This window comes from Aeromonas molluscorum 848 (assembly GCF_000388115.1).
Taxonomy (GTDB): Bacteria; Pseudomonadota; Gammaproteobacteria; order Enterobacterales; family Aeromonadaceae; genus Aeromonas; species Aeromonas molluscorum.
In genome coordinates, this window is the sequence record NZ_AQGQ01000078.1 from 1 (window position 1) to 18,026 (window position 18,026).

Genomic DNA, 18,026 nt, shown 5'->3' on the forward strand with positions numbered 1-18,026 from the left:
GAGCCGAGGGGGCGAGATCCGGCTGGCGGCCCAGGGGAGCTGGCTCTGAGCATGGCGGCGACGGCGTGGCCATCATTGCCTAGCCGTCTGGCCAGTTGCCGCTCTCTTTGCTCTTCATCGAGATCCGCAAACACCCCCTGCTGGTACCAGTCGGCAAGGACCTCAGCCAGCGGTTCACTCTCAAAGCGCCTGGCCCAGGCCTCGTCATGGGCAAGGCGAGCCTCTCGCTCGCCCAGGGGCAGGCCCGGGTGGCAGTTTTCCAGCAGCAGCCCATGCAGCCCGACCGGTGCCTGGCTGGCGTGATAAAGGGCGAGGCGCCCTCCGAGGGAGTAGCCCGCCAGCCGGTAACGGGAGATGCCTCTCGCCCGCAGTGCATCGCACAGCCACTGATGAGCCTGCTCGAAGCCGTTCACCCCGAGCCCCCGATTGCTCCCATGGCCGGGCAAGTCCAGTGCAATCATCCCGATCTCCGGCAGAGCATCCATTACCGGCCGCCAGTCGTGGCCATCGCCGAGCAGCCCATGGAGCAGGACCAGCGGCACCTCGGCGGACAGCGGCTCAGTGGCCACGGATCTGTACGCCCAGAGCATGGAGATCCTCGGCCACTTCGCGGCTCGGCACCTTGATTTCAATCAGGGTTACTTTCTTTTCCGGCTCGGGGCTTGTCAGGGCCTCGCGGTAGGTCTGCTCGAACTGGGCCAGGGTCGCCGGGGCTTGATAACCGAGGCCGAACATGGCGGCGGCCTGCGCAAAATCCAGGCCGTGGGGCAGGCAGTAGTAGCTCTCCAGCAGATCGCCCTTGGGCACGGGCAGCAGGCGGAAGATGCTACCGCCGTCGTTGTTGAGAATGATCACCACCAGGGGGGCGATCGCCTTGGTGAGCAGCGCAAGGCTGTTGAGATCGTGCAGGGCGCTGAGATCGCCGATGAGCAGGGTCGTGGCCTGGGGGCTGGTTTGGGCAAAGCCGAAGGCGGTGGCGATCAGGCCGTCGATGCCGGAGGCGCCGCGATTGGTCATCACCCGGCTCGGGCCCTTGCCCGGCTCTCCGAGCATGTCCATCAAGCGGGCCGGCATGCTGTTGCCCACAAAGAGCTGTCCCTCGATGAGGGCGCCCAGACGGTGGCAGACCCCGAGTTCGGAGAAGCGATTGCAGGCGGTGGCTATCTTCAGGCTGCTGGCGCGCTGCACGTCGTGCAAGTGGTGCCAGGGAGCATTGCCCGAGGGGTGCGTGTGCGCGGCCAGGAAAGCGCCGGGCGTACAGAGCAGGCGGCGGCGCAGCCGGTAGTCGGGATCGAGCCGGGCCGGTTGGGGGTCGATGAGCCAGTAATCCTGCCAGGGATGGCTCTTGATGAACTGACCGAGCCGCTTGGAGATGAGGCGGGCGCCAAATTGCAGCAGCACCTCGGCCCGGGCCAGCTCGGCGCGAAAATGGTCATCTTGCAGGGCCAGATCATGGTGACCGAGATTGCGGCCATCGAAGTGGAGCTGGCTTTGCAGATCCGCCAATAGCGGCCAGCCGAGCCGCTCACTCAGGGCTGCGATGGCGCTGGCTTGCTCGGGGTCCTCGATGCGACCGGCGACGATGATGCCTCGCTTGGTACTCAATTCAGACCAATCCGGCTGGGCCGGGCAGGGGGCCAGGCCGCTCTGCCAGGGGCTCCAGGCTTGCGCCGAGTGCAGCCAGTCTCCGAGTGGAGCCAGATAATCGCTGAAATCGAGATACTCATCCCCCGGATAGAGGGGCTCTGGATACATACAGTTGAAGTGCACCGGCCCCGGGGTCAGCGCCTGTCTGGCCAGGGCTTGATCCACAGAGCTCAGCACGAAGGCGGCGGGGATGGTCGGGCTTGGGCTCGGCAGATTCTGCTGATAGACGGGGTAGCGGGCGAAGATGCCCTGCTGATCTATGGCCTGATTGGCACCATTGTCGATGAGTTCGGGGGGGCGATCCGCCGTCAGCAGTATCAGGGGCACCCCGGTCAGCTGAGCTTCGGCAACCGCAGGCCAGAGATTGGCAACCGCCGTCCCCGAGGTGGTGATGATGGCGACCGGACGGCCACTGCCCTTGGCCAGCCCCAGGGCCATGAAGCCCAGTCCCCGCTCGTCGAAATGCAGGTGACGGCGAAAGCCGGGATGGGCCGCCGCCGCCATGGTCAGGGGCGCCGAGCGTGAACCGGCGGCCAGCGCCAGGTCGCGTACCCCGAGGCGATGGAGCTCCTCCAGCAGGAGGGAGGACCAGACGTGATTGAAGGTGGCATGACGGCTCGCGAACATGAGGCTCTCGCTATGGGGGTTGGTGCTATCCCAGCAGGGACAGGACGTTGGCTATCTTGTTGTCGAGCTCGGCCCACTCGGCGGCAGGTTCTGATCCTGCGACTATGCCTGCCCCGGCGAACAGGGTGACTGCGTGGGGCCTGACAAGGGCGCTGCGGATGGCCACGCTGAATTCCGAGGTCTCCCGGCTCAGCATGCCACAGGCGCCTGCATACCAGCCGCGAGCATGGGGTTCATGGTCGCGGATGAAGCGCAGCGCCGCTTCCCGGGGGGCGCCGCCCACGGCCGGGGTCGGATGCAGGGCCGCCAGCAGTTGCCCGTCGCTTACCTCGGGATGCAATTCGGCCTCGATGTCGCACTTGAGGTGTTGCAGCAGCCGCAATTTCAGCACGCGAGGCTCGGTCAGGCTGGCGTCATGGGTCAGGGGGGCGAGGCGCTGCAATATGTCGGCATGCACCAGACGGTTCTCAAGCCGGTTCTTGCCATCGCCCAACAGCTCGGCGGCGAGCTGGGCATCCGTCATCTCGTCACCACTGCGGCGTATGGTACCCGCCAGCGCTTCGGTATAGAGATGGCGCTGCTCGCGGCGATAGAGGCGCTCGGGGGAGCAGGCGATGAAGGCCTCGTCTGGTTCGAACTGGAAGCCGAACTGGAAGCACTCCTCGGCCTGCAGGGCCCAGCTTGCCAGCAGGCTCCAGGGGTTGACGCTGGCGCCTTCGAGTCGACTCTCCCGGGAGAGCACCACTTTGGGCGTCAGGGTCTGGAATGCGGGGGCGGTGACCGTTGCCACCAACCGTTGCCACTGGGGGAAATCCGGACTGTCGTGCCGTTGCCACTGTTGGGGCTGCAGGGATGGCAAGGGGGCCTCGGGCTGCAGGGCCGTCAAGGCGCTGAGGGCGGCGGTTAGCTCGGCCTCCCGGTTACCCTCATCGAACCAGAGGTTGAGGCAGAGGCTGACGCACTCGCCGCGGCGTATCAGCTCAACCCGTGGCAGCACGAAGCGGCAAGGACCGAAGCCCGGCCAGTCGTGCTGCTCGGGATCGAAGGCGAGACCGCCGTAATAGCGTGGGCTCTCGTCCTGATTGCCATGGGTACCTATCTGCTGGATCTGTTCGGGTCCAGTCAGCTCGCGGATGCAGCCCAGGGCCACATACTGGGGTTTGTCATCTCCCCTGGCATGCCAGTAGATGCGTGGATAGAGGGTTTGGGCGTTGAGCCAGCCGAGGAAGGAGTCCACCTCCATTGCCACGCGCACTCTCACCAAGCCGCAGGCCTTGTCGTGACGCAGGGCGTCCAGTTGTTGCTTGATATGGGTCTGAGTCAACATGGATTTCGTATCCGAGCCTTGGGGTGACGGTCTAATGGGCGGTGCAGGCCGCGGGTTTATGCCAAAGGGCGATTATTCCTATATATTATCTGCCCATTCGTCCATGTAAATTGCCCAAGGGAGCCCGGCTCCCAGGCTGGCAAGTATACCCAAATCCGTTTCGATAACCCTTAACACGATCAATATCTGATTGTTTGGCCACCAAAATATGACAAAAACCTTCTCTGTGTGGTTGCTGGCGGCGCGTTTGCGAACCCTGCCCCTGGCCTGCTCATCCATCTTGCTGGGGTCGGGCCTGGCTGCCAGTCGCGGCGCCTTCGATGGCGGCATCATGGCGCTCTCGCTGCTGACCGCCATCTTGCTGCAGATCCTCTCCAACCTGGCCAACGACTACGGGGATGCCGTCTCCGGCGCCGACAATGGTGAGCGGATCGGCCCCCAGCGCGCCGTGGTTTCCGGGCTTATCAGTCGTCATCAGATGTGCCTGGCCATGGGGCTGACCGCCCTGGCTGCGGTAGTGAGCGGCCTCGCCCTGTTGATCACTGTCTTCGGCGAGCAGTGGCTGCAGATCCTCGCCTTCGTCGGTCTGGGCGGCGCCGCCATCATTGCGGCCATCACCTACACGGTCGGCAAGACGCCCTATGGCTATCGCGGCTTCGGTGACATCTCGGTGTTTCTCTTCTTCGGCCTGCTGGGGGTGCTCGGCTCCTACTATCTGTTCACCCAGACCCTGGAGTGGGATCTGTTGCTGCCCGCCGCCGCCTGCGGCTTGCTGGCCACCGCTGTGCTCAACATCAACAATGTGCGCGACATAGAGACGGATGCCGCCAGCGGCAAGATAACCCTGGCGGTGCGGCTTGGCCGCAATCGCGCCATTGCCTATCATTGCGCCCTGCTGGGGGCGGCGCTGCTGGCCACCGTCGCCTTCCTGCTGACCCAGCCGACCGGCTTCTGGCCCTGGATCTTCCTGCCGGCGCTCAAGCCGCTGACCGATGCCGCCCGGACCCTGCGCCAGAGCCATGATGGCGAGGTGCTGACCGGCGCCCTCAAGAAGACGGCCATCAGCGCCTTTCTCTACAGTTTGCTGCTCTCCCTGGGGCTGGCCCTCTCCTGAGGGATGTGCCCGCCATGAAAAGAGGCGCCCACTGGGCGCCTCTTTTCATGATGGCGCAGGCCCGGCCCCCTCCTCGGGGAGGGTCAGCTCGGGGTCGCTCATGCACAGGCGGGCACGAAACACCCCCTGCTCCAGGCGGGTTGTTATCTGCCAGCCCAGCTTGTCACAGATGCGTTCTATGATGGTGAGGCCACAGCCATAGCCCAGGATCTGATCCGGCACCGCCGCCGTGGGATTGCTGATGGTGAGTGTCTCCCCTTCCAGCCGGATGTCGATATGACCATCGGCATAGCTCAGGGCATTTTTGAGCAGGTTGCCCAGCGCGATGGCGAGCAGGGAGAGGGGGGCGTGCACCTTGCTCTGCTCATCCAGGGCCAGCTGGATGTCGAGGCTCTCCCGCTGCAGCAAGGGGGCCAGGCGTGCCAGCTCCTGCTGGATCAGGGGGGCCACCTGTTGGGGCGGGCGCTCCACGGCCTCCTTGCGGCCCAGCAGCAGGAAGGTCTCGGTGAGCAGCGCCATCTCGTCGCTGGCGGCGCGGATGCGGGCGGTGGCACGTTGCACCGGGGCGGGCAGATCCGTCACCTTGCCGAGCAGGGCGGCCGAGCCCTGGATCACCATGTTGGGGGTGCGCAGCTCATGGCTGGCGAAGCGGCTGAACTCCTGCTCCCGGGCGAATACGGCGGCCACCTCGTGTTTGCCTTCGAGCAGCGCCAGCTCTATCTCCCGCAGCTCCTGCCAGGGGGCATCGGGAATGAAGTCGGCCCGATCCGGGGTCAGCCGGGTGACCCTCAGCCGCAGCCTGTCCAGGGGGCCGACCAGATGGCCGACCAGCCAGATGCCAAAACCGATGCAGGCCAGCAGCAGGGCCAGACCGATGAGGCGGGTGGTCAGGTGCAGTTTGTCTTCATAAGGGTCCAGGTAGTCGTCGGCATCATCGTTGAATACCAGATAGATGAGCCCCTGACCCGAGGGGTGGGGGCGCACCAGGAAGTGCTTGTCCTCATCGGCGAGCTGTTGCTCGAAAAAGCCCGGGGCCTGGTAGGGTTTGAGCCAGACGGGCAGGCGACCCCGCTCGGTCCAGTAGCTGGAAAATTGGCGCGGGCTGGGGGCGGGGGCCTGATCTCCCAACCGCAGCCAGTCATCCTGGTAGCGGGTCGCCTCGGCCTCCAGCCAGTGGCGCAGGCTCAGTTCCTCCATCTTGTCCTCCGCCACCACCATCAGCAGGCTGATCAGCACCAGCAGCAGCAGGCCGGCGCTGCCGAGGATCAGCACCAGTCGGCGGCGCAGGCTGGGCAGGGCCGCTTGCGGGGTCATGGGGTGACCAGCCGATAGCCCTGGCCGTGCAGCGTCTCCAGCATGGGGTGCTCGAACGGCTTGTCCAGCGCGTTGCGCAGGGCATAAATGTGGCTGCGCAGGGCGTCGGAGTCAGGTTCGTCATCGCCCCAGATGGTGTCGAGCAGTTCCTGGCGGCTCACCAGGGCCGGTGCGCGGCGGGTCAGCAGGCTGAGTATTTGAAAGGGGATCTTGCCTATCTTGAGCTCGACCCCGGCCCGCTTGGCACGGCCCGCTGCGGGATCCACCTCCAGCTCGCCAAAACGCAGGGGGGCGGCGATATCGCCCCGGGGGCCGCGCAGGGCCAGGGCCTGCAACCGCACCTCCAGCTCTTCCATGGCGAAGGGCTTGACCAGGTAGTCATCCCCCCCAGCCTTGAAACCGGCCAGCTTGTCGGCCAGGGCATCGCGGGCGGTGAGAAACAGCACTGGGGTGGCAATGCCGTCGGCCCTCAGCCGCTCGACCGTGGAGAGGCCGTCGAGGCGCGGCATCATGACGTCCATGATAATGACGTCAAAGCGCTGCTCGGCCAGCAGCTGCAGGGCGGCCTGGCCGTGATAGGCACAGTCCATGCTGTGCCCTGCCAGCTCCAGATAATCCATGATGGTTTCTGCCACCTGGGGATTGTCTTCCACCACCAGTATTCTCATCTATCGATCTCCTGCTCTTGACCGATATTTTCACGGTCATCTCACACCGGATAAGGCATCCTGTATGGCAGTGTAACCCCGAGGATCCCCGATGAAGAAGTCTCTCTGCGCTCTCCTGCTGCTTATATTGTTGCCATTTGGCACTGTGCAGTCGGCCGAGTTCAAACTGACCGGTCGTACCACCTGGCAACTGGGTCAGCTGATGGTCAATGGCATCCCCTTCGTGCTCGACGAACAGACTCGCTTCAAGGAGGGTCTCGACGAAGATGATCTTGGCGGTACCTGGGTCGAGCTGGAAGGGGAGGTGCAGACGACGGCGCAGGGGGCGCGACGGCTGATCCGCGAGGTGGAGCCTCTGGAAGAAAAGGATGAGATGGAGCTGGAGGGACAGGTAGAGCAGGGGCGAGTCTGGGGCTATGGCGCCGCCGACGAGAGCCTGGCGCCCTTCGAGGGACGCTGGCTAGAGCTGGAGTGTCGCTTCGACGGCCTGCGTCTGAGCCAGTGCCGAGAGGATGATTGAATCGCTGCTCAGTCGAGCGGAAAAATTACCCGTCCAGGCCCATAGTTAAACCTCATCGCTGGGTTGACCATGGACTTGTCTGCTATGACCAGAACCGCACTGTTCCTGCTGTTGCTCCCCTTGCACGCCCCTGCCGACCAGCCCGAGCGCTGGCTGGTGGAACTGGAGCATAACGATGGCATCCATCTGCAATTTCAAGGGGCCGAGCTGGAGTTGGGCAGTGCCCGGGTGGAAGGGGGAAATGCCATCCTCAGGCCCGGCGTCTGGCTGGCCATCGACAGTGAGCAGGGGGTGGCGCAGCGGATCCGCCCCCTCGGCGCCTCCTGGCAGGCCGAAGATAGGCTCAACTGGCGCAGGGCTCAGGATCGGCTGCTGGCCCGGCAGGGGGATCGCCTCTTGCTGGCGCGGCTGGGGGCGGTCTCGCTCACGCCGGATGTCAGGCTGATCAATGGCCTGGCCGCCGACCTGCAACCGGGCCGCCAACTGGTGCTGAGCCGCAACGAAGCGGGTCGTCTGACCGAGATCCTGATCCCCAACCCCGAGGATGAATCGGAATAAGGTTCACGCCATTGAATAGAATAATATTGTTTTTGCTAATTTAGAAATATATTTCATATATATGCCGGGCAATGAAGAAGTGACGAATAATATTATGGGGTAGATTCCCTGATATTATATTTGTCAATATTGAACGATCGTCAACTAATGGCTTTGTTAATATGCAACACATATTAAAGTGTGGGCGAGATCGCACATTGATATTAATGCGGCTGATACTGTCGTACTCACATGCGACCTACAGGTTTATTAGCTCGGTGGATGCATGTCAATGTTCAATATATCGGGGTTGCTATGCGAAAATTAAAAATAACTGGCTTGTCATTCATCATGTCCGGCCTGCTGATGGCACAGGCTCAAGCGGCAGAGCCCGTCTATCCAGATCAGCTACGCTTGTTTTCATTGGGCCAGGAGGTCTGTGGCGACAGGTATCGCCCTATCAATCGCGAAGAGGCTCAAAGCGTTAAAAGCAATATTGTCAATATGATGGGGCAATGGCAAATAAGCGGGCTTGCCAACGGCTGGGTCATTATGGGGCCGGGGTATAATGGTGAAATAAAACCAGGGGCAGCATCCAATACCTGGTGTTATCCGACCAGCCCTGTCACAGGTGAAATACCGGCTTTATCCGCCTTGGATATTCCAGATGGTGATGAAATAGACGTGCAATGGCGACTGGTACATGACAGCGCTAATTTCATCAAACCAACCAGTTATCTGGCCAACTATCTTGGCTATGCCTGGGTGAGCGGCAATCACAGTCAATATGTCGGTGAAGACATGGATGTGACCCGTGATGGCGATGGCTGGGTGATCCGTGGCAACAATGATGGTGGCTGTGACGGCTATCGCTGTGGCGAGAAGAGCAGCATCCGGGTCAGCAACTTCGCCTATCACCTGGATCCTGACAGCTTCAAGCATGGCGATGTCACCCAGTCTGACCGCCAGCTGGTCAAGACTGTGGTGGGCTGGGCGGTCAACGACAGCGACACCCCCCAATCCGGCTATGACGTTACCCTGCGCTACGACACCGCCACCAACTGGTCCAAGACCAACACCTATGGCCTGAGCGAGAAGGTGACCACCAAGAACAAGTTCAAGTGGCCGCTGGTGGGGGAAACCGAGCTCTCCATCGAGATTGCCGCCAACCAGTCCTGGGCGTCCCAGAATGGGGGCTCGACCACCACCTCTTTGTCCCAGTCCGTGCGCCCGACTGTGCCGGCCCGCTCCAAGATCCCGGTGAAGATAGAGCTCTACAAAGCCGACATCTCCTACCCCTACGAGTTCAAGGCCGATGTCAGCTATGACCTGACCCTGAGCGGTTTCCTGCGCTGGGGCGGCAACGCCTGGCATACCCATCCGGATAACCGTCCGAACTGGAACCACACCTTCGTCATAGGTCCGTACAAGGACAAGGCGAGCAGCATTCGTTACCAGTGGGACAAGCGTTACATCCCGGGTGAAGTGAAGTGGTGGGACTGGAACTGGACCATACAGCAGAACGGTCTGCCTACCATGCAGAATAACCTGGCTAGGGTGCTGCGCCCGGTGCGGGCGGGGATCACCGGCGATTTCAGTGCCGAGAGCCAGTTTGCCGGCAACATCGAGATCGGCGCTCCCGTGCCGCTCGCGGCTGGCAGCAAGGTGCGCCGTGCTCGCAGTGTGGACGGTGGTGCTCCGGGCCTGAGACTGGAGATCCCGCTTGATACGCAGGAGCTCTCCGGGCTTGGCTTCAACAATGTCAGCCTCAGCGTGACCCCTGCCACCAATCAATAACGGCAGCGCGTTGCAGTAAGAGAACCGGGCCCATGGCCCGGTTGTTGTTTGTACTGGTCGGGCTTGTTAAAGGCTTGTGCTTTCCATTTCCCCACTTATACTGGCGCCATCTTGTCGGAGTGCCGACCGTCGAACGACGCGAGGCTGAGACCGTTAATTCGGGATCCGTGGAACCTGATCAGGCTAGAACCTGCGAAGGGAAACAAGGGTAACCAGAGGGTTGCCGCGCCGGGGGAGGGACAAGCCTCTCCCGCTCATCGAAAGGACTATCCCTCGATGAGTCAAGGCGCACAAGAGGGAGCTTGCCCTGCCAGGGGCCATCTAGGTGGCAACATCAGGCAGCGACAAGGACGAATCGGGAGCCAGCGGGCATCCCCTCCCTCTTGAGAGCAGATCTCAGCTCCTGGTTCATCACTTCTCCTCGAACTCCAGACAAGCAAACCCATAACTTCAACCAGTTAATGTGAGTTTTGCTATGTCTACCTCAAAAACTTCCGCACCGGAAAATGCCAAGTCAGTCCCCGTCGGCCGTCGCCAGCAACGCGCCAGCGCCCAGACCTTCATTGACAACTTGAAGGGCATGGCCCATCCCAACTCCAAACGCATCTTCATCCAGGGGTCACGCCCCGACATCCAGGTGGGGCTGAGGGAGATCACCCTGGCCGATACCTTCGTCGGTGGCACGGAAGAGAACCCCAAGTTCGAAGCCAACGAGCCGGTGCCCGTCTACGACACCTCGGGTGCCTACGGCGACGAGCAGGCCGAGATTGACGTGCGCCGCGGCCTGCCGCGCCTGCGGGAAGCCTGGGTGCTGGAGCGGGGTGACACCGAGCCACTCGATGATCTCAGCTCCGCCTTCACCCAGGAGCGTCTCGCCGACGAGGGGCTGGATCACCTGCGTTTTGAACACCTGCCCAAGGCGCGCCGCGCCAAGGCTGGCAAGTGGGTCAGCCAGTTGCACTATGCCCGCCAGGGGATCATCACCCCCGAGATGGAGTTCATCGCCATTCGCGAGAACATGGGCCGTGAGCGGGTGCGCTCCGAGCTGCTGTTGACCCAGCATCCGGGTCAGGGTTTTGGCGCCAAGTTGCCAGACAGCATCACCCCCGAGTTCGTGCGCGCCGAGGTGGCCGCAGGCCGCGCCATCATCCCCAGCAACATCAACCACCCGGAAGCCGAGCCGATGATCATCGGCCGCAACTTCCTGGTGAAGATCAACGCCAACATAGGCAACTCGGCGGTCAGCTCCAGCATCGAAGAGGAGGTGGAGAAGCTGGTCTGGTCGACCCGCTGGGGCGCCGACACCGTCATGGATCTCTCCACCGGCCGCTACATCCACGAGACCCGGGAGTGGATCCTGCGCAACAGCCCGGTACCCATCGGCACAGTGCCCATCTATCAGGCCCTGGAGAAGACCAACGGCATCGCCGAGGATCTCACCTGGGAGCTGTTTCGCGACACCCTGCTGGAACAGGCCGAGCAGGGGGTGGACTACTTCACCATCCATGCCGGCGTCCTGCTGCGCTACGTGCCCATGACCGCCAAGCGCCTCACCGGCATCGTCTCCCGGGGCGGCAGCATCATGGCCAAGTGGTGCCTCTCTCACCACAAGGAGAGCTTCCTTTACGAGCATTTTCGCGAGATCTGCGAGATCTGCGCCGCCTATGACGTGGCTTTGTCGCTCGGCGACGGCCTGCGTCCTGGCTCTATTTATGATGCCAACGACGAGGCCCAGTTCGCCGAGCTGCGCACCCTGGGGGAGCTGACCAAGATCGCCTGGGAGTACGACGTGCAGGTGATGATAGAGGGTCCCGGTCACGTGCCCATGCACATGATAGAGCGCAACATGACAGAGCAGCTGGAGCACTGCCACGAGGCGCCTTTCTATACCCTGGGTCCGCTCACCACCGACATAGCGCCGGGCTACGATCACTTCACCTCCGGCATAGGCGCCGCCATGATCGGCTGGTACGGCTGCGCCATGCTCTGCTACGTCACCCCCAAGGAGCACCTGGGGCTGCCCAACAAGGAGGACGTAAAGCAAGGCCTCATTACCTACAAGATTGCCGCCCACGCCGCCGATCTCGCCAAGGGTCACCCCGGTGCCCAGATCCGCGACAACGCCATGTCCAAGGCGCGCTTCGAGTTCCGCTGGGAGGATCAGTTCAATCTGGCGCTGGATCCCGAAACCGCCCGCAGCTATCACGACGAGACCCTGCCCCAGGAGTCCGGCAAGGTGGCTCACTTCTGCTCCATGTGTGGCCCCAAGTTCTGCTCCATGAAGATCACCCAGGACGTGCGCGATTACGCCGCCAAACTCGATGCCGCCAAGCTGGAAACCATAGAGGTGAAGCTGGTGGGTATGGATGGTCAGCAGCAGCGGGTGCAGGCCGAGGTCGAAAGCGGCATGGCCCGCATGGCGGAAACCTTCAAGGAGAAGGGGGGCGAGATCTACCATCAAGCCGCCAACCTCAAGGAAGAGGCATGAACCCCATGGTCCCACAACAGGCTGCCAGGCCCATTGTCTGGACCATAGCCGGTTCAGACTCGGGGGGCGGGGCCGGTATTCAGGCCGACTTGCACACATTGCACGACCTTGGCGTGCACGGCTGCTCGGTCATCTCCGCCATCACAGCCCAGAACTCGGTGGCGGTGAAGATGGTCGACCCCGTGCTGATGCAGTCCTTCACCGCCCAGATCGACGCCCTCGGCGTCGATCTGCCCCCGGCTGCCATCAAGATAGGCTTGCTGCCGACCCGACTCCATGTGGAGGTGCTGGCCCGGCGCCTCGATACCCTGCATGCCCCCTTCGTGGTCTATGACCCGGTCGCCATCGCCAGCACTGGCACCCCCATGGCGGAGCCGAACATGCTGGCGGCGGTGCGCGAGCAGCTGCTGCCCCGTCTGTCGCTCATCACCCCCAACGGCCCGGAGCTGGAGGCGCTGACCGGCATTCCCGCGACCAGCCCCGAACTGGTTCGGGCGGGGGCGGCCCGGCTGCGGGAGCTCGGCGCCCGCGCCGTGCTGGTCAAGGGGGGGCACCTTGAGTGGAGCGGGGATCACTGCCTCGACTACTACCAGGACGAGAGCCGCGAATTCTGGCTCGCCGCGCCGCGGCTCGATACCCGCCACGGTCACGGCACCGGCTGCGCTTACGCCAGCGCCATCGCCGCCGTGGTGGCGCAGGACTACCCGGTGGAAGACGCCACCACGGTGGCGCGCGCCTACCTCCAGCAGGGGCTGGCAGGGGCGCAGGGGGTGGGGGCAGGCCCAGGCCCCATCGCCCATCTGGGCTGGCCGACCAGCCTCGCCCACTTTCCCCGGGCCGTATTGGCGGGCTCCAGCCTGGATCGCCGTTTCGCGCTCTATCCCGCCAGCGAGGCTCGCCTGCCCGATGGCCCCTTTGCCCCGACCGAGCATCGTCTCGGCCTCTACCCTGTGGTGGATTCGGTCAGGTGGCTCGAACGGTTGCTGGGGGCCGGGGTCAAGACAGTGCAACTGCGCATCAAGGATCTGCCTGCCGATGAGGTGGCGCCCGCCATTCGTGAGGCGGTGGCCCTGGGTCGCCGCCATGGCGCGCGCCTCTTTATCAACGACTATTGGCAGCAGGCCATCGCCGCCGGCGCCTATGGGGTGCATCTGGGGCAGGAGGACATGGAGAGCGCCGATCTCGCCGCCATCCAGGCCGCCGGGCTGCGCCTTGGCATCTCCACCCACGGCTACTTCGAGCTGATGCGGGCCCGGGAATTGGCGCCCTCCTATATCGCGCTCGGTCATATCTTCCCGACCAACACCAAGCAGATGCCCTCCCGCCCCCAGGGACTGGTGCGATTGCACCACTACCGCGCCCTGATGCAGGACTGGCCCACGGTCGCCATCGGCGGCATCGGCGAGGAGCGGGTCGCGGCGGTCCAGGAGAGCGGGGTGGGCAGCATCGCCCTGGTCTCGGCCATCACGGCGAGCGACGACTGGCAGGGGGCGACCGCTCGCCTGCTGGCCGCCGTGGGGGCAGGGGATGCCCCCCTGTCGGCGCGGCCGCACCAGATAGAGGAGGCCAGTCATGCTCTCTGACGAAGAGTACCTGCGCTACGGCAGGCAGTTGATGCTGAGCGAGATCGGCGAGGCGGGGCAGGCGAGGCTGAAAGCGAAATCTGTGCTGATCGTCGGCCTCGGCGGCCTCGGCTCGCCGCTCGCCCTCTATCTGGCCGGGGCCGGTGTCGGCACCCTGTGGCTCGCCGATGGCGACACCCTGGATTCGAGCAATCTGCCGCGCCAGATCCTCTACACCGGCGAGGGCGTGCGTCGCTCCAAGGCCGAGCTGGCCCGGGAGCGACTGGCGGAACATAACCCGCACCTCGAGTTGATTGCCATCAACCAGCGACTCGATGGGCAGAGCCTGCCGGAGTTTGTGGCCGAGGTGGATCTGGTTGTCGACTGCTGCGACAACCTCCCTACTCGCCACGCCATCAACGCCGCCTGCGTGGCCCAGGGCAAGCCCTGGATCTCCGCCGCCGTCGTCGGCTGGCAGGGCCAGCTGATGGTGCGAAGCGCCCCCGAACAGGCCTGTTACGCCTGCCTCTACCCGGCGGATACCGAAATCAGGGAGAGCTGCCAGAGCAGCGGCGTCACGGGCCCCCTGGTGGGGGTGATGGGTTCCCTGCAGGCGCTGGAGGCACTGAAATTGCTGCTCGGCCTGCCGAGCCCGGTGGCGGGCACATTGCGCCGCTTCGATGCCCTGGCCCATGAGTGGCAGACCCTGCACCTGCCCGCCGATCCCGACTGCCCTGTCTGCGGCAGCGCCATCCCGGCCCTGAAGGATTAACCATGAAGATCCGATTGAACGATATCGAACTCTCCCTGCCCATCGGCCAGAGCCTGAGCGAGCTGCTGGCGGTGCAGGAGATTGCCCCCCAGGGGGTGGCGGTGGCCCTGAATGGCGCCGTGCTGCCCCGCAGCCGCTGGCCAGAGACCCGGCTCAATGACGGGGACGAGATCCACCTCTTCACCGCGATAGCGGGAGGCTGACATGCTGCGTATTGCCGATCACACCTTCTCATCGCGCCTCTTTACCGGCACAGGCAAGTTTGCCCACCCCGAGCAGATGGCGGCCGCCATCGCGGCGAGTGGCTCCCAGCTCGTCACCATGGCCATCAAGCGCCTGGAGCCCGGCAAGCGCCACGACGACATCCTGAGCCCCTTGCTGGCCCTCGGGGTCAAGCTGCTGCCCAACACCTCCGGCGCCAAGACCGCCGCCGAGGCGGTGTTTGCCGCCCACCTGGCCCGGGAGGCGCTGGGGACGAACTGGCTGAAACTCGAGATCCACCCCGATCCCAAGTATCTGCTGCCCGACCCCATAGAGACCCTCAAGGCCGCCGAACAGCTGGTGAGAGAGGGCTTCGTGGTGCTGCCCTACTGCGGCGCCGATCCCGTGCTCTGCAAGCGGCTCGAAGAGGTGGGCTGCGCCGCCGTCATGCCGCTCGGCGCCCCCATTGGCTCCAATCAGGGGCTGGTGACCCGGGAGTTCCTGTCGATCATCATCGAGCAGGCCAATGTCCCCGTGGTGGTGGATGCGGGGATAGGGGCGCCGAGCCACGCGGCGGCCGCCTTCGAGCTCGGCGCCGATGCCGTGCTGGTCAATACGGCGATTGCCGTGAGCGGGGATCCTATCGCCATGGGCCGCGCCTTTGCGCTGGCCTGCGAGGCAGGTCGCAGCGCCCATGAGGCGGGCCTCGGGGCGCGCGGCAGCCAGGCGCAGGCTTCCAGCCCGCTCACCGATTTCCTGGAGGCCCTATGAGCGCGCACTTCGCCCCTATCGAGGGGGCGAGTTTTCTCGATAGATGGCAGGCGCTTGGGTGGGACCATGTGGGCATGAGTATCCGCGCCAAGACGGCCAGGGACGTGGAGCAGGCGCTGGCCAGTTCGCGCCGCAGCCTGGATGACTTCATGGCGCTCATCTCCCCGGCCGCCGAGCCCTTCCTGCCCCGGATGGCGGAGCTGGCCGAGCGCCTCACCCGCCAGCGCTTTGGCAATACGGTGGGCTTCTACGTGCCCCTCTATCTGTCGAACCTGTGCGCCAACGACTGCTCCTACTGCGGCTTCTCCATGAGCAACCGCTTGAAGCGCAAGACCCTGAACAGCGAGGAAATCGAGCGCGAGTGCCTGGCCCTCAAGGCGCGGGGTTTTGACAGCGTGCTGCTGGTGACCGGCGAGCACGAGACCAAGGTGGGTATGGACTACTTTCGCGAGCAGTTGCCGCGGATCCGCCGCCACTTCAGCACCCTGGCGATGGAGGTGCAGCCCCTGTCCGAGGCCGAATACGCCGAGCTCAAGACCCTGGGGCTGGATGCGGTCATGGTCTATCAGGAGACCTACCACGCCCCCGCCTACGCCCGCCACCACCTGCGCGGCAACAAGCAGGATATCGCGTGGCGCCTCGCCACCCCGGACAGGCTGGGGCGCGCCGGCATCGACAAGATTGGCCTCGGCGCGCTCATCGGCCTGTCGCCGGACTGGCGCGCCGACAGCTATTTCGTCGCCGAGCATCTGGCCTGGATGGAGCGCCACCACTGGCAGAGCCGCTATTCCCTCTCCTTCCCGCGCCTGCGCCCCTGCACCGGGGGACTTGAGCCCGAGGTGACCATGTCGGACAGGCAACTGGTGCAGCTCATCTGCGCCTGGCGCCTCTTCTCGCCGACCCTGGACTTGTCCCTCTCCACCCGGGAGTCCCCTGCGTTTCGCAACGGCGCCCTGCGCCTTGGCATCACCCAGATGTCGGCGGAGTCGCGCACCCAGCCGGGCGGCTATGCCGAAGGGGACAAGGAGGAGCTGGAGCAGTTCGCCATCCACGACGACCGCTCTGTGGGGGAGGTCGCCGCCGCCGTGCGGCAGGCGGGGTTGCAGCCGGTGTTCAAGGACTGGGAACCCTTCTTGGGGAGATAATAAGTCAGTTAGCTGGACCACAAGTGTATGTAGGTTTCTGGCTGGCTATAACAGGATGCATTTAACTGCGTTCATTGCATCCTGTTATTCTGTGTTGTCTACAACGAGTGTTTAAATGACAGGCGCCATCACTCATTACAGAGTTAGTGGTTAAAGTATCTCTTTGAGCCTGCCTTTAGCGAATTCCAGAAACCTACTTATTTTACGGGCGCGGGCACTCTCACCTGTTGCCATAAGTGCGACAATGTCCACTTGTGGTAAGGAATATTCTGGGAGTAGCTCCACCAAAGTGCCAGCATTGAGTTCAGTAATGAGATCCCATTCCGAACGATTGATTATACCCAATCCATCTAGAGCCCACTGCTTCACTACATCGGCAATATTGCTGGTAAGTGAAGGCGTCACTCTGAGACGATATTCTTTGCCTGATTCGATATGCTGGAAACGCCAGAGTGAAACATCTTCATTATTTTCTCTCAATACAATGCAATTATGCCTTTCAGTCATTAGTTGTTCTGGCGTTGTCAGGACTGGCATGGTGGAAATATAGTCTGGCGATGCACAGAGGACACGACGAGTAGGTGAGATGACCATTCTATAAAGATGTGCTTGGGTTAATTCACCAATATAAAACATGATGTCTGGTTGGAGAGGTGCGTCTGTCCAGGAAGGGCGATCAGATAGGGTAAGATCAATAGATACTGCCGGGTGTTGTTGCTTGAACTGACCAATAATGGGAGACAGCTTTTTCTCACCGAAACCAATAGGTGCAAGTATATTTATATGGCCGCAAAGGTCATCTTTGGCTGATCTCAATTGCTCCTCAATTGAGGCCATTTGCCTAATGACCTCTGGCCCCATATCGATCAATATTTGGCCATGCTCCGTGACTTTTAGCTGGCGGCCTTGTCGTTCAATTAGGATAAGACCAAGTTTTTCCTCGAGGGATCTGAGCTTCTGCGTAACATAAGGCGCTGAAACATGCAGCTGTTTTGCTGCGGTGGAGAAATTTTTGCAAGCTGCAATGGTAATGAAAAATTTTATATCATTTATAGCCAGCATTAACATTGCCATTAAGTGAGGATTAACAGAATTCTAAATATGAGAGATATGCTATCACATGCTATGTTCCTACCGCAACGCAAGCGCACTAAGAGGTTAATATATTCATGGATGTTACATCTACCTGTACAGAATACGATAAGCTGAGGCCATTAGGGTGGCTTGCTAATGGCATGAAGGCTGAAAATGGTCGCATTATATCATTTCCAATCATTCCACAGCTCAATGATACTATTAGTTCTTCTGATGAGATAATTGAAAGCGGCTATTTTTATGAGAGAGCGCTATGCTCGCCGGTAGACATAGTCAATGATATTGACTGGCATTTATTTAAGGCGCATTGGGATCGTTTGGCTGTCGATAAATACATGGCAGATGGTGGGACTTATCGTTTGAGACGTTACTCCACACTCTTTTTTGAATCACATAGAATGGCAATTCTAAAAATGCCATATATGCCACTTTTTAAGTCTA

Annotated in this window: 16 protein-coding genes, 1 pseudogene and 1 riboswitch; of the genes and pseudogenes, 11 read left to right on the top strand and 6 right to left on the bottom strand. The window is 62.3% G+C overall.

The annotated features are described in order from the left end of the window. The 3 genes and pseudogenes from G113_RS11685 to G113_RS11695 form a co-directional block, all read right to left on the bottom strand. Nucleotides 1-590: pseudogene (locus G113_RS11685) on the bottom strand (alpha/beta fold hydrolase); the annotation flags it as partial. Then, nucleotides 559-2,274 (bottom strand): 2-succinyl-5-enolpyruvyl-6-hydroxy-3-cyclohexene-1-carboxylic-acid synthase, encoded by a 1,716-nt coding sequence (menD, locus tag G113_RS11690; RefSeq protein ID WP_005902151.1) that lies wholly within the window; start codon nucleotides 2,272-2,274, stop codon nucleotides 559-561. The gene menD and the pseudogene G113_RS11685, both read right to left, overlap by 32 nt. A gap of 25 nt (nucleotides 2,275-2,299) precedes the next feature. Next, on the bottom strand, nucleotides 2,300-3,601 hold the full coding sequence (locus G113_RS11695; RefSeq protein WP_005902154.1) for an isochorismate synthase: 1,302 nt from the start codon (nucleotides 3,599-3,601) through the stop codon (nucleotides 2,300-2,302). A 208-nt stretch (nucleotides 3,602-3,809) separates the two neighbouring features. Between G113_RS11695 and G113_RS11700 the strand changes: the two genes are divergently transcribed. After that, nucleotides 3,810-4,715: a 1,4-dihydroxy-2-naphthoate polyprenyltransferase gene (locus tag G113_RS11700; protein WP_040319164.1), complete on the top strand. Its 906-nt coding sequence runs from the start codon at nucleotides 3,810-3,812 to the stop codon at nucleotides 4,713-4,715. Between the two features lie 45 nt (nucleotides 4,716-4,760). Here the strand turns inward: G113_RS11700 and G113_RS11705 are convergent, their stop codons facing one another. Both G113_RS11705 and G113_RS11710 read right to left on the bottom strand, forming a co-directional pair. After that, entirely contained in the window at nucleotides 4,761-6,029 is a 1,269-nt protein-coding gene (locus tag G113_RS11705; RefSeq protein WP_005902158.1) for a sensor histidine kinase, read from the bottom strand. Next, nucleotides 6,026-6,697 carry a response regulator transcription factor gene (locus tag G113_RS11710; protein WP_005902160.1) on the bottom strand — a complete coding sequence of 224 codons (672 nt, stop codon included), beginning with the start codon at nucleotides 6,695-6,697 and terminating at the stop codon, nucleotides 6,026-6,028. The genes G113_RS11705 and G113_RS11710 overlap by 4 nt, the downstream gene beginning before the upstream one ends. Nucleotides 6,698-6,788: 91 nt before the next feature. Here G113_RS11710 and G113_RS11715 point away from each other — a divergent pair, with 91 nt between their 5' ends. The 9 genes from G113_RS11715 (at nucleotide 6,789) to thiH (ending at nucleotide 16,490) form a co-directional block, all read left to right on the top strand. Then, a complete protein-coding gene (locus G113_RS11715; RefSeq protein ID WP_005902162.1) occupies nucleotides 6,789-7,217 on the top strand; it encodes a hypothetical protein in 429 nt (142 codons plus the stop codon). Between the two features lie 84 nt (nucleotides 7,218-7,301). Further along, nucleotides 7,302-7,775: a hypothetical protein gene (locus G113_RS11720; protein WP_005902164.1), complete on the top strand. Its 474-nt coding sequence runs from the start codon at nucleotides 7,302-7,304 to the stop codon at nucleotides 7,773-7,775. 294 nt (nucleotides 7,776-8,069) lie between these two features. Next, nucleotides 8,070-9,551 carry a beta-barrel pore-forming toxin aerolysin gene (aerA, locus tag G113_RS11725; protein ID WP_040319165.1) on the top strand — a complete coding sequence of 494 codons (1,482 nt, stop codon included), beginning with the start codon at nucleotides 8,070-8,072 and terminating at the stop codon, nucleotides 9,549-9,551. Nucleotides 9,552-9,656: 105 nt separating this feature from the next. Then, nucleotides 9,657-9,770, top strand: a riboswitch (TPP riboswitch). Between the two features lie 256 nt (nucleotides 9,771-10,026). Then, nucleotides 10,027-12,039: a phosphomethylpyrimidine synthase ThiC gene (thiC, locus tag G113_RS11730; protein ID WP_005902167.1), complete on the top strand. Its 2,013-nt coding sequence runs from the start codon at nucleotides 10,027-10,029 to the stop codon at nucleotides 12,037-12,039. Next, complete coding sequence (gene thiE, locus G113_RS11735) at nucleotides 12,036-13,622, top strand: thiamine phosphate synthase (protein ID WP_005902169.1); 1,587 nt, start codon at nucleotides 12,036-12,038, stop codon at nucleotides 13,620-13,622. Before thiC ends, thiE begins: the two co-directional genes overlap by 4 nt. Continuing rightward, nucleotides 13,612-14,373: a HesA/MoeB/ThiF family protein gene (locus tag G113_RS11740; RefSeq protein WP_005902170.1), complete on the top strand. Its 762-nt coding sequence runs from the start codon at nucleotides 13,612-13,614 to the stop codon at nucleotides 14,371-14,373. The genes thiE and G113_RS11740 overlap by 11 nt, the downstream gene beginning before the upstream one ends. A gap of 2 nt (nucleotides 14,374-14,375) precedes the next feature. Further along, complete coding sequence (thiS, locus tag G113_RS11745) at nucleotides 14,376-14,576, top strand: sulfur carrier protein ThiS (protein ID WP_005902171.1); 201 nt, start codon at nucleotides 14,376-14,378, stop codon at nucleotides 14,574-14,576. A 1-nt stretch (nucleotide 14,577) separates the two neighbouring features. Next, nucleotides 14,578-15,345, top strand: a complete 768-nt coding sequence (locus G113_RS11750; RefSeq protein ID WP_005902172.1) for a thiazole synthase — start codon at nucleotides 14,578-14,580, stop codon at nucleotides 15,343-15,345. After that, complete coding sequence (thiH, locus tag G113_RS11755; protein WP_005902173.1) at nucleotides 15,342-16,490, top strand: 2-iminoacetate synthase ThiH; 1,149 nt, start codon at nucleotides 15,342-15,344, stop codon at nucleotides 16,488-16,490. Before G113_RS11750 ends, thiH begins: the two co-directional genes overlap by 4 nt. 150 nt (nucleotides 16,491-16,640) lie before the next feature. On the opposite strand, the gene G113_RS11760 is transcribed toward thiH, so the two are convergent. Then, the gene (locus G113_RS11760) at nucleotides 16,641-17,552 is read right to left on the bottom strand and encodes a LysR family transcriptional regulator (RefSeq protein WP_005902174.1); all 912 of its coding nucleotides are present in this window, start codon (nucleotides 17,550-17,552) and stop codon (nucleotides 16,641-16,643) included. A gap of 107 nt (nucleotides 17,553-17,659) precedes the next feature. Here G113_RS11760 and G113_RS21055 point away from each other — a divergent pair. Then, nucleotides 17,660-18,026: 2OG-Fe dioxygenase family protein (locus tag G113_RS21055; RefSeq protein WP_201765005.1), on the top strand; the 367-nt coding region annotated here is incomplete at its 3' end.